16 protein-coding genes are annotated in these 12,405 nt (G+C 27.0%); 5 read left to right on the top strand and 11 right to left on the bottom strand.

The genetic code is table 11. The features are described 5' to 3' along the window. Positions 1-7 precede the first annotated feature (7 nt). Entirely contained in the window at positions 8-373 is a 366-nt protein-coding gene (locus ACLR9T_RS00965; RefSeq protein ID WP_413107661.1) for a DUF6711 family protein, read from the bottom strand. A gap of 12 nt (positions 374-385) precedes the next feature. Continuing rightward, on the bottom strand, positions 386-2,500 hold the full coding sequence (locus ACLR9T_RS00960) for a hypothetical protein (RefSeq protein WP_413107660.1): 2,115 nt from the start codon (positions 2,498-2,500) through the stop codon (positions 386-388). An 85-nt stretch (positions 2,501-2,585) separates the two neighbouring features. On the opposite strand from ACLR9T_RS00960, the gene ACLR9T_RS00955 reads away from it, so the two are divergent. The 4 genes from ACLR9T_RS00955 (at position 2,586) to ACLR9T_RS00940 (ending at position 5,815) form a co-directional block, all read left to right on the top strand. Beyond that, entirely contained in the window at positions 2,586-3,362 is a 777-nt protein-coding gene (locus tag ACLR9T_RS00955) for an SHOCT domain-containing protein (RefSeq protein WP_413107659.1), read from the top strand. A 163-nt stretch (positions 3,363-3,525) separates the two neighbouring features. Further along, positions 3,526-3,984 (top strand): hypothetical protein, encoded by a 459-nt coding sequence (locus ACLR9T_RS00950; RefSeq protein ID WP_413107658.1) that lies wholly within the window; start codon positions 3,526-3,528, stop codon positions 3,982-3,984. Positions 3,985-4,408: 424 nt separating this feature from the next. After that, a complete protein-coding gene (locus tag ACLR9T_RS00945) occupies positions 4,409-4,681 on the top strand; it encodes a hypothetical protein (protein WP_413107657.1) in 273 nt (90 codons plus the stop codon). A gap of 264 nt (positions 4,682-4,945) precedes the next feature. After that, positions 4,946-5,815, top strand: coding sequence for a hypothetical protein (locus ACLR9T_RS00940; RefSeq protein ID WP_413107656.1), 870 nt, complete (start codon positions 4,946-4,948; stop codon positions 5,813-5,815). A 338-nt stretch (positions 5,816-6,153) separates the two neighbouring features. Here ACLR9T_RS00940 and ACLR9T_RS00935 read toward each other — a convergent pair whose 3' ends face one another. The 9 genes from ACLR9T_RS00935 to ACLR9T_RS00895 form a co-directional block, all read right to left on the bottom strand. Continuing rightward, entirely contained in the window at positions 6,154-6,819 is a 666-nt protein-coding gene (locus ACLR9T_RS00935; RefSeq protein WP_413107655.1) for a hypothetical protein, read from the bottom strand. A 135-nt stretch (positions 6,820-6,954) separates the two neighbouring features. Then, complete coding sequence (locus ACLR9T_RS00930; protein WP_413107654.1) at positions 6,955-7,356, bottom strand: hypothetical protein; 402 nt, start codon at positions 7,354-7,356, stop codon at positions 6,955-6,957. Then, positions 7,338-7,664: a DUF5055 domain-containing protein gene (locus ACLR9T_RS00925; RefSeq protein WP_413107653.1), complete on the bottom strand. Its 327-nt coding sequence runs from the start codon at positions 7,662-7,664 to the stop codon at positions 7,338-7,340. Before ACLR9T_RS00925 ends, ACLR9T_RS00930 begins: the two co-directional genes overlap by 19 nt. 19 nt (positions 7,665-7,683) lie before the next feature. Next, entirely contained in the window at positions 7,684-8,151 is a 468-nt protein-coding gene (locus ACLR9T_RS00920; protein WP_413107652.1) for a hypothetical protein, read from the bottom strand. Positions 8,152-8,164: 13 nt separating this feature from the next. After that, positions 8,165-8,545, bottom strand: a complete 381-nt coding sequence (locus ACLR9T_RS00915) for a hypothetical protein (RefSeq protein WP_413107651.1) — start codon at positions 8,543-8,545, stop codon at positions 8,165-8,167. Positions 8,546-8,921: 376 nt separating this feature from the next. Then, the gene (locus ACLR9T_RS00910; protein WP_413107650.1) at positions 8,922-9,536 is read right to left on the bottom strand and encodes a lipoprotein; all 615 of its coding nucleotides are present in this window, start codon (positions 9,534-9,536) and stop codon (positions 8,922-8,924) included. Positions 9,537-9,910: 374 nt separating this feature from the next. Then, complete coding sequence (locus ACLR9T_RS00905; RefSeq protein WP_413107649.1) at positions 9,911-10,963, bottom strand: hypothetical protein; 1,053 nt, start codon at positions 10,961-10,963, stop codon at positions 9,911-9,913. Between the two features lie 153 nt (positions 10,964-11,116). Further along, positions 11,117-11,449 (bottom strand): hypothetical protein, encoded by a 333-nt coding sequence (locus ACLR9T_RS00900; protein WP_413107648.1) that lies wholly within the window; start codon positions 11,447-11,449, stop codon positions 11,117-11,119. Positions 11,450-11,599: 150 nt separating this feature from the next. Then, a complete protein-coding gene (locus tag ACLR9T_RS00895; RefSeq protein WP_413107647.1) occupies positions 11,600-11,725 on the bottom strand; it encodes a hypothetical protein in 126 nt (41 codons plus the stop codon). 321 nt (positions 11,726-12,046) lie between these two features. On the opposite strand from ACLR9T_RS00895, the gene ACLR9T_RS00890 reads away from it, so the two are divergent. Then, on the top strand, positions 12,047-12,385 hold the full coding sequence (locus ACLR9T_RS00890; protein WP_413107646.1) for a helix-turn-helix domain-containing protein: 339 nt from the start codon (positions 12,047-12,049) through the stop codon (positions 12,383-12,385). The last annotated feature ends 20 nt before the right edge of the window (positions 12,386-12,405 follow it).

The following is a 12,405-nucleotide window of genomic DNA, read 5'->3' as shown; positions in this document are numbered from 1 at the left end:
ATTCCTCCTAACGTTCCATAAATTCAATAGCAAGACCTTGCCATAACCACTCATTAGCATCCTTGTCAAAACAATAAACGGGAACTGTTCTATCACTAACATATACATTCATTGTTACATTTTTACCCTCTTTAGGATCAGGATATGTGATATCAAAGAAGATTGGTTCAATTGCTTTTAATACTTTTGACATTTCATTTGTAAGCATTGGCGGGAAAGTAACGGAAAGCTTACGCTTTACCGTTATTCGATCCCTAAACATTTCCCCTAGTACATTTCGTCCTGAACCTTCACTACTATCCAAATCCGATTCCTGCCATTGTAATGAACTAGGATTAACTGTCAAATCTTTACCTATTTTTAATATTTCCATTGTATACACCTCCTATATCAATAATGGACTTCTACCCGTTTGCATAACTTCTTTATTATGAGCATTTATTACCTGTTTCGCTACTTGTTTACCATCAACCTGGAAGATTGCAGTAACAGTAGTATTATTACGATTACCTTTAGACATTGCTCCAATCATCGCATTATAAACACCTGAACTAATACCAGATACAATCTGATCATTATTCGCAACAGCTGTTTTACCATTGATTCGTCCAACTAATTCTGGACCAGCTTCACGAGCAACAAACAATTCACCCGTATCTGGAAATCCTCCATCTGCAAATCCAAAAAGTGATTTAATTCCAACAAAAACACTACCAATACCATTCATTGCTTTTTTAACTGTATTAACTGATTTATCAACACTATCTTTATCTGTATCTGAAGTTACAGTTGCTTTTAGCTTCTTATTTTTAATTATTCCGTCCATTTGATTCATTAAATTATTAGTTTCATCATTTACTTGACCATTATTTTTACTTAATCCATCAGCAAGGTTTTGACATAGTTTTAGACCTTGAACATTTCCTGCTTCTGCAAATTTTCTAACATTTTCAGCTAATTTCTTTTTATCTTCTTCCGCCATATTAGACATAGCAACGCTTTTCATCAATGCTAATGTATCCAAACCAGCTTTTTGTGCATTATAAATTCCATCTGTAGACATTTTCCACATATCATAGCTAGCTTTTAATTGTTTTTCTTCATCCTCAGATAAAATAGCTCCTTTTTCTTTAAGATTACTAATCATTTTGTCATAGCTGTCTCCAAAAACCATTGCCTTATTAATAGTTTCTGCATTAATCAATTCATTAGCCAAAAGTATAGCTTCTTTTTCCTCACCCTCTGCAGTTAACATCCTTGTCTTACAATCTTCTCTTGCTGCAGCTAAGCTTGCCCAGGTGCTTGTCCCATTTTGTCCAATTACTAACATTTCTTCGGTCATCAAAGCTGCAGAGGTAGCTATTGTTTCATCCATATTTTGTACTGCCATTTGATAAAGATCTGCTCCTTGTTTATTTGCCTCATATGCCGATTTGGCTTGACTTAAAGTTGAACTATATTCACCTAGTTTTATGTTTGATTCTTCCATTTGTTTACTATAATCACCTAACAAAGCTAATTCTTCATAAGTTGCAATACCTTTATTAGATTTTTCAATTATTTCATCATATTTCTGCTGTAATTCTGCCTGTTTCTCTAATTCTGAATTATAATTATTTTGAGCAAGTGTTAATTCACCTCTTAGCTTTGATTCATTTTTTAAACTTTCAACATAACCATCATAATAAGCCTCTACTTTTGCTTTTCGTTCTAATTGCTTAATATTATCTTCTATTGCTTCTGAATTTTTTAACCAATTTACTCTACCATCTTCTGTTAATTCTACTGTTCCAGGCATATTACTATTAATTTCATCAATATAATATTTAACCGCTTCAATATTAGTACTATCAAAAAAACCTTCATTATCTGTTAGACCTTTAAGATTTTCTACTAATCCTTTAATAGCACCAACTTGTGCTACTTGTTCTTTAGCTGATTCAATTGTTGAACTTGTTTGATCTTTTATTGCTTTAGTTGTATCCTCCAATTCCTTTCTTTTTTTTGCTTGAGCTTCAGAAAGTAAATCAGTATCAGTTTTAGCCTTCTCCTCAGTTCCACTAAATAATGATAATGCACCTACTGCTAATCCAATTGCTCCTACTACCGCTACTAAAGGATTTGTTTTTAAAAATTCTAAGGCTGCGCCAAATGCAGTTGTAGCCATTGTACATAGTGTTGTTGCAAATGTGTGAACATCAGTACATGATGTCAAGGTTTTAATTGAATCACCTGCATTAAGCAATATACCACTTAATATTGATCCCTTTGAAGTCATATCATTTAATGTATTACTTAGACCATTTTTTTCCAGTAACTTTATACCATCTGAAGCAATTTTTATACTAGTATCTAATTCGGTAAATAACCCCATTGCATTTATCAGTGGCTCTGTACCAAAATTAAATTCCATATTTTTCAGAATGTCAATTTGTTTTAATTGTTCTGTCATTTTTTTTAGGTAATCATTTGTCTCTTTTAAATTATTTATATTTTCCATTCAAAAACACCTCCTTATAAACTTGAATGAATATTTATGTTATGATACAATTTAAAGCATAACTAGAATGAGAGGTATATAAAATATGGGGAAAAAAATTAAATATGGTGCGTTTAATGAAATAGAACTTTTTGATGATTCGATTTTATTACGGAAAGGAGCTTATCATAAATTTGCATTTGAGCAATTAGAAGCCATCAATATCGAAGAGTACGAAAAGGGATTTATATACTTTAAATTTGTTGAAGAAAAAAATATCTTTAAATTTCTTTTTACTAATCCGCAAATCATGGAAGAAACACATCAATTATATAATCGCTTACTTCCTTATACTAAACGCTTAATTATTGATGAAAATAATCAAACGATTAAAATCTATCCAAAATCTAAAACTAATAATTCTGCTATAAAATTAGACTTTAATCAGATAAAGAATTATGAATTAGTTAAAATGACAAAGAAATTCTATACCTATGAACGCACTGAGGATGTAAATGGGAGTAATAAAGCTGGTCAACAGAATATAGCAGCAATGTTAACATACAATAGTTATGAGCCATTAGTAGAGTTGAAAATTAAACTTGATCTTTATTCATATGATGAACCTTATATCTATATAAGCTATTATCAAAAGTACAATCAATATGATGGTATCCCTATCACAAGTATTTTAGAGCAATGTGAAAAGGACATATCTATTTTGAATAATATTTGTGAATTAAATGCCCAAAAATCAGTACAGTCTAATTACAGTGTAATCCCCCTAGATGAACTAAAAAAATTACATGAGTTATTACAAATGGGAATAATAACTCAAGAAGAATTTGATGCTAAAAAGAAACAGTTATTAGGATTATCATAATTATTCAAGAATGTATTTTTATACATTCTTTTTTATTCCTGATATCATTTAATAATCCTACCAATATTGTAAAATAAAAATATCTAAAAGATTTACAAACTATTATAAGTATTTATTTTTATACCCGCCTCAGTTATAATATTTAAATAAGGAGGTATTTTATATGGGATTATTCCGTTCAGAAGATGAAGTACTAGAAGATGAAAAAAAACAACGAGAAAAAGACTTAGAGAAGGAAAAAGAAGAAAATGAAAGAAAAAGATTTTATAAAGAATTAGGTATTGATTCTAAAGAAGATATAGAGAGATTAGAAAATATAAAAAAACAATCAAAAATAGAAAGTGAAAATTTTTGTATGTCACATTACATAAATGGTGGATTTAAGGCGTATAGCGCTGTTTGTGCTTCTATGATTATAGAGTTTAATACCCTTAATGTACTGTTAGATTATAAGAAATCTCTCAATTCCTTAGTAGAACATAATAAAGATTTAAATGATAAAATTGATACTTTAATTTGTCATAATCAAAATTTAGAAAATAAATTTGATACTTTGATTAAGCAAAATGAAGATTTAAATAATAAGTTTGATACTTTAATTGAGATCCTTAAATCTAAATAGCAATCTAATATAAATAAATATATTCACCTACTTTCTTGAAGTTATTCTCTAACCTCATCTTTATTGTAAAACAAAAGGTAGTGAAAGATTCGCTACCTATAAATCCATATCTAATATAATAATCTGTTTTATACAATTAATAATATTTATTTTTATACCTGTCTCGTTTATAATATTTATATAAGGAGGTATTTTATATAAAGATAAAGCTCTTAATATATTATAAAAAAGTATCATAAGGTAAATAAAATCAAGGGAAAGGATAAAGGGAATTTAGTTAAAACAAATAAACACTATCAATGTAAATTTATATTTGACAAAAATTACTTTTTAACAGGGAAAAGTAATGAAAAAATGATTTAGATTATTATTATTGTGTTTTATAATTATTGGTATAACAGGATGTAGTGGTAAACCTCATGATATGTCTGATGAGACGTATGAAATTGGATTGGAGGTCTTAAAAACTACTGATAACTATCTTGATGGTAAAATTGATGAAAAAGAAGCACTTAGTTCAATTAGCATCATAACAGATAATTTTATTAGCAGTGATGAGCATAATGATATTATGGTTAGCACTATAAAATTAATTAAAATGTCCTTAGATAGTAACTATGGTTCATATACTGAAGTTGAAAAAGCAAGAAATGGTCTTGCTGAAAATTTAGGAGAAGAAGAATACAGCAGTAAGTAAATTCTAAATTATTAAAAAATTATAGAGATTTATCTTACAATCATTAATGGAATTAAATGGTTAATGTCTATGTATAACTTTTCAATGCACTACTTGCATAGCAGGTGGCCAATGGTGTCAACTTAAGATATACAAAGTGACTTAAATTGACTTTTTTATCATTTCAAAACTAATATCACTATCAAAAATGAGTCTTAAGATCAAAAATAATTAAATAAACAAAAATAACAGATATGAGATTATAAAAATATAAAGGGGAAGAAAATGAAAAAAATTTTAATTTTATTAAATGTACTAGTACTATGCTTTTCAATTACAGGATGTAGTAGTAATAGTAAAAATGATTTAACAGATGAACAGATTGATTTATTAACAAGTACACATACAATTGAGGATACATCAAATTTATTGCAGGATATGAAAGATGACGGATATAATTTTGAATTAAATCCCGAAACATTAGAGTTAGTTGTATCAAAAAAAGAAAATAAGATTAGTTTTTCACCAATTGAAAATACAGGAAATTATACTTTTATTTTTAGTGATAAAAATGGTTCATATGAAAAAGAGGAAAGTCTTATAGAAGAAAAAGTAAATATTTCAGATGAAAATAGGGAAACTATAACAAATTTAATTAGTATACTTGAAAAATTTAATGTAAACTTAAATACTTTAGAATTAGAACTAGTAGGATATCATAAGGAAAATCGTAAATCCTTAAATTTAAGCCGTTTAGATAGTCAATATCCAATTAGAGAAAAGTTACGTCAAGCAGGTTATAGTGAAAATGATTACAAATATGAAGATGTTTTACCGACTTGGTCAAAAGTAATCACTTCTAGTGATGGTTCTAGTAGTACTAGAACATTTGACATGACATCTGGTATATTTAGTGAAAACAGTAGTAATGTTACTACTGAATATAATTGGCATAAAAATACAGGAAAAGTTTATAATTATGCAAATTATGATTTTAATACAAGTTCCGTTACATCAACTGTATCTTTAAGTTCAAAAGAAGAAGCAACATTTGTTATTCAAATGCAGTATATTAAACAAGAATTTAATAAAGAGTTATCATTAATTAATACATCAATAGATGAACTTAATCAGTATAAAATGGAAATTAAATAGTTATTAAAGATTTTAGATATTATATATAAATTAAGATTTAGTTTTGTTGATAAATTAAAGCTAAATCTTTTTTATTATCTAAATAAAATATTTAATTCTAAATTAAGCAAAACAAATAATTAATTTGTAAGTACAAAATAAAATAGATGATCGTTATAAAAAAGTAATAAAGAGAATAGTAGAAGAAGATGAAGTTATCCTCCATAAGTTTATTTACTTAAAAAGATATGGCTTTTGCCATATCTATCTCATTAAACCAGCTGTAGTTACATTATACTTTTTTAATACTTCATAATACCAGTCTCTGATTCCAGTAACCTCACTTATATCTTCTTGAGTCATTTCCCCTTGGATAACATTATTTGTTGTAAAGTTATAATGCCAATTGGTTGCCCTTTTTGATTATAACCCCCAACATTAGCCTCGGGAACATACATATAACCTGTCTTACTAATAACATCATATGTTCTAGACAAAACATAAACAAATTCATCTGATACTAAAATACAATATTTCTTATCTTTTATTAAAACACCCATAGTATCAATACTTTTAACTTCTAAATCATAACCAAAAAGATAATCTAAATAATCCTTCCCTGTTAAATCATCTTTTAAATATTTGGAAAAGTCTTTTTCTGCGATCATATTAGTACACCAATCACTAAACTCTTCGTATGTTACATCCATTTCCTCAAGTGATTTGTCTAATTGTTTTTTTATTTTTGCATCTACCTTATCTAACTTAAAATTTTTGTTATCAGATAGTTCAGTATTTTTATATACCTCTACACTTGGGTCTTCATCTGCAGGATAATATAATCTATCAGTAGTAGCTTTATTTTTCCCATTATCATACTGGAAAAACATATCAAAACTCTCGCCATTTAATTCAAAATAATAAATCCCTCCATTTGAATATAATGATACCTTATCCTCTTTAAAACCATAGTCATTAAATGTATCAACTACATCTTTGTAACTTTTAGCATTTCTTCCCCCCACTACATCCACATAACATAAAAATACAACATAACGCTAATAAATATTTCGTATTTATACAAATATATGAAAAAGTTTTATTATTTCTGGTTTGTATTATCATAAAAAGGAATGCTATTATAAACATTCCTTAACTCTTTATTTGTATGCATTAACCCAATTTTCCATCCATACTTTTGCTTTTGCGCGTTCACGTTCAACTGTAGATTCGTGATCTTCTTCTAGTTGCTTTTCATTGATAGGATATGGTTTTGAGGCATAGGAAGCAGCTTGTTGACCAGCTTTACGACAGAATGCATTATATATCGATGTGCTAACAGCATCATAAATATACATTCCTTGAAGCCATAATTGGTTATTATCTCGCTCATTTTTTATATCATAAGCTTTTCGATAAACGGTAGCTAAAGTAACATCTTGATTATAAAACTGGTCAATACTCATTCCAATACTTATATAAAAGGGTAATACTTCTTTGAATATTTCTGTATATGATTTATTTCGTGTGGAAAGTTCATCTTCTAGAAATTGGCTTTCCACTTGATGGCGTTTTTTGAGGTATTATCCTCAAATAGGGTATTTAAAGTATCCATTGCCATTGTACTTAATTTATTGTACATATCATTTTTATCAGTAAATAATTCAAAAATCTCTTCAACCAATGTTTTTGAAATTCTCTTATGGTGTGCAAAGAAGGCATATTGAAATAATTTAGGTAAAATAGTTACTGGTTTTTTATCTAACTGTGCCAATACTATTCCATCTGCTTCCATCTTTTCTAATGTTTTTCTTGTATATTCAAGGGTGTAATCGACATCCTTATATGTAAAATTTATTACCTTAGCCACGTTTATTTCCTCCTAAAAATTATTCTGTTTTTGCTTGCCAAGTTGGGGCATTTGTTGGTGTAATATATAAGTTAGTTTCTAATACACTATTAACAGCCATAGCTGGTAATCCCATTGCACTAGGTTGCCCTGTAAAGAAAACTGACTTTTCTAATCCTGGATGTTTGATTTCAAACCAAACTGCTTTACCGCTTGTTTTAGCTGTTTTATAAGCTTCTACTAAAGTAGTCCATGCTTCTTCTAATTCAGTAGTGAAGTTTGCTAAAAATGCTAATGCTCCACCTAGATCCTTTAATCCTTCTACATATGTTTTAAATTCTGTTTGACTTAAATCAGTTGTTTCTAATGTTTCAGGTGATGGATTCATTTCAGGTACTGATTTAATACTAGGAATTTTAATATATCCGGTAGTTGGTCTTGTTCCAGCAGTAGCTTCTACTGCATAATTTACCGTTACACCGGCTGTACTCATTGCAATTGCTGACATTTGTATGTCCTCCTTATTTTGTTATTAATTTTTCATACTTTGCTAATCTTCTAATATCATTAATTTCTTTGTCTTCAATCAAGCCTAGCTCCATTCGTAGATAGCCAAATTCATTCATCTTTTCATCAATGATAGTTAATATTGCTTTAACATCACTCATTCCCGATTCAAGTGAATTTGCTACTTCAAATTCAAATACTTCATTACAAACATTTTCTATTTGATCAAATGTACTGTATTTAGAGAGTACTGAATTATCTGTTAAAACAATTGAAACAGCAGGATACTTAGTTTGATTAATAGGCAACTTTTGATTAGTAATTACTGCATCTAAGTATGCTTCTTTAATTTTATTACTTATCTGCGTATAGATTTGCTGTTCATTATCACTCATTTATTAAACACCTCCTTTACACTTTTACCCTTTTTGAAGTTATCTTCTAACTTCATTTATATTGTAAAACAAAAAAGCATAAAAGATTCGCAACCTCTTATGCATAAAAAAGATTAAAACATTATGTCTTAATCTTTCTAAATTTATAAAATTAGTTTATAAATGATTTTTAAAACAAAATCCAATGTCCTGACTTTTTTCATAACACTCTTTTTCGTTCTATTATTTCTTGATTTTAATAATATAATCATACTTACCATTAGTAGAAGTAACAACAAATATTTTAATATCAACAAAATAGTACATTTCATCTATTTACTGATTCATTAAACCCTATTCTATAATTAAGCCTATTCTTATTTTAATAAAATAATGTCTATTGATCATTATACTCGTCTATTAACTTTTCTTTTATTTCTGGTGTTTTTTCCTTATTAAACCACGTAAAAGTATCTACTAAATCCTCTTCTTTAATCTCTAATTTATCTAAAAAATCTTCATACTCTTTTTTTATGTTGTCTGCAACCTTAATTTGTTTACTAGAACATTTTTTATTATCTGTTTTTCCCTCATAAACAACCTCGCACGAATCTACATTAGTACCTTCAATTTCCCAAACATTGACTAGTTTATTTTTTTCTTTGAAATCTGCTATATAATATCCGTCATCTGTATAAAAGAATAATAATGGTGTTTTATCTGTTTTAATATCATAAAAAACTTCAATCTTTGGTTTATTATTTTTATCAACCAACAAACACTCTTTACTTTTATCAGGTTTTTCTTTTATTCGATCAGGTTTAATTTCATTACCACTTCTATCATAACATTCTAGATATTTATCATAGAAATGACTTACATCATACGATACTAGAAATTTATAATCATTTTCTTCTAATAAATTATAATAATCACTTGCACTTTTACTACTACAACCACTTACTGTAAAAACCATAAATGCAACAAACAACAATTTTAGTAATTTCTTCATAATAAATCTTTCTTTTCATATTATTAAATTATAATTAGTCTTTTTCCTAAATATTTCTTCTATCAATTCACCCAATACTGATTCACTACAAAAGGCTGTCATTTTTTAAGATATCTGATTTAATTGTACTTGTGATACTTTAAGTTTATTTACGTAAATAAAAAACTTTTAAATATCACTTCCTAGATAATTTTAATTATATAATTTAGACCAAATACATGATATTACTTTTGTCGATATTTAAGAACCTAATTTATTTCATTTTATCAATTGTAGTAGGCATAACTATATTATTAAATATACAGATTATTTACATAAATATAGGGGTATTACCCCCTATATACTTATAATACTGTTCATTCTAAATTATCATCTTAATCTTTATAAGTCTTAAAGAAATTGATTAATTCATCTAAAGTTACAAAACTTTCATCTAAAGTTTTTTCAAATACAAATTCAAGTGTCCCAGATTCTTTTTTAAAATCATCATCACACTCTTTTTCACCCAATGATTGTTCAGTATCAAGATTATAGATATACTCACCATCAGTAGAAGTAACAATAGCTGTTTTACTATCAACATAGTAACAATACATTTTACCTACACTACCATCATATGGTTTGTAATATGAACCTTTAAGAAATACAATTCCAATTAATTTATTATTTTCATCAAGTAAACCTGTAATTGTTGTATTATCAGAATCAGTCAAACTACTAATATACTTAAAATTCATTGTTCCATCAGAATCTTTTACATAAAGAAATTTATTTTCTTTAAATGAATCAATGATTTCCTGATTTGATAAAGCTTTTTGATCCTTATATTTATCAGTTATCTTTTCTTTTATTGCAGGAGTTTTTTCTTTATTAAACCATGTAAAAGTATCTATTAAATCTTCTTCTTTAATTTCAAGGTTTTTTAAAACTTCTTCATACTCTTTTTTTATATTATCAGCAACCTTAATTTGTTTACTAGGACATTTTTTACCATCAGTTTTCCCTTCATAAGCTACCTCACATGAATCAGTATTAGTCCCTTCCCTTATCCAAACACCTGCATATTTCTTTTTATCCTTAAAATTGGCTATATAATACCCATCATCATTTGAATAATTAAATGAACTAATCTCATCTGTATCCTTATCAACATATACAGTAATAATTTCTTCTCTATCTTTATTAATCAACAAATAAAACTTATTTTTAGCTGGTTTATCCATTATTCGTACAGGATCAATTTCTTTTCCCTTTTCATCGTACCATCCTAAATCTTCATCATAAAAATGCTTATAATCAAATGTTACTAGTATCTTATAGTCATTTTCTTTTAATAAATCATAGTAATCACTTGCACTTTTCCCACTGCAGCCACTTACTGTAAAAATCATTAATACAACAAGCAACAATTTTAATAATTTCTTCATAATAAATCTTCCCTTCTTTTCATATTATTAAATTATAATTAGTATTCCAATTTTTCCCTCCTATCTATTAATACAATTATACAGTAATTAATTGACTTTTTTCTATAAATATTATAATAATATTTGTGTTTACTAAAAAATATAGTTTTTCAACTATATTTTTTCTGTTTGATCTAGTATTTTTTTTAAAATTATATTAACCTTATTTCTAAGACCACTATCACTATAAAAATATTTTCTAGCGATTCTTTCCATAGAATCATTTTTGTATATTAATGTATCACTAATAATATTTATTTCTTCATCTGTCAAATTAGAATCTTTAATAATTCTTTCAATTACTTGTATACAATTATTAATTATTTCTTTTCTTTGTAAATCACTAATAATTATTAATTCATTTTGCCAAAATGTATATAATTGTAACAAGCATCTTAAAATCTCAATATCATTTTTCTCTTCCCTACTAAATTTAATATTCCCCACTGCTAACTCTCCACACTTTCTTAATTATCCTTCTTAAATCAGAGTAATACTTATCTTCACTAACACTTAAATCACTTAACAAATCTCTTTTCGAAATCTTATTTGAAAAATGATTTAATAAATATATGTATTCTTTCTCTTCTAAATTATTTAAAATATTTTGATAATAATACAAATATTTTTTAACACCTCACCAAAATCATCATTTGAATAACTATTTTTTTTCTTAATTAAAATAAATAATTTTACTTCTGTATTAGTAATTTTTAAATTCATCCTCATGTCCTCCCACTCTCTATAATTATTATAATTAATAATTTAAAGAAAGTTTTACTCCCTTTTTTATCCTATTCACCTCCATATCTAGTGATTCTTATCCTACTACTTTTATCACCTGCCTATATTTTATAATATTTTAAAAATCCATGTTTTTTAATAACACATTTAGACAGACATAAAACGGTGTTAAAATAAAAAAATATATTATATTTTTTATATCATAGCACACAAAGTGATAACTATTATTTTTTAGACCGTTTAAGTGTATAATTTAAATTTTTACTAAATATTATCCTATAATACATATGGGGTGGTATTGTGTCGACGATAACTGGAGAAAGAATATCATATTTAAGAGATGAGAAAAATTTAACTAGGGATGAGTTATCTAAAATTATTGATGTCAGTAAAAGAACCATTGTTGCTTATGAACAAGGAACTAGGGAACCAAGCCTTAAAACATTACGATTATTAGTTGAGTATTTTAATGTTTCGGCTGATTATATACTTGGTTACACAAATAAACCTCATCGCTTAGACACGATTTTAAAAGAAGAAAAGTCTTTTATTATACTACCTAAAACGATTCAGGAATCACAAACTAAATATAATTCCATTAATGATTATATTGACTATATAGCAAACAAAGATGATTAAAAGCAGGTGCGATATCAAAT

Source organism: Thomasclavelia sp., assembly GCF_047249845.1.
Lineage (GTDB): Bacteria > Bacillota_I > Bacilli_A > Erysipelotrichales > Coprobacillaceae > Thomasclavelia.
This window is presented reverse-complemented; position numbering and strand designations above follow the sequence as displayed.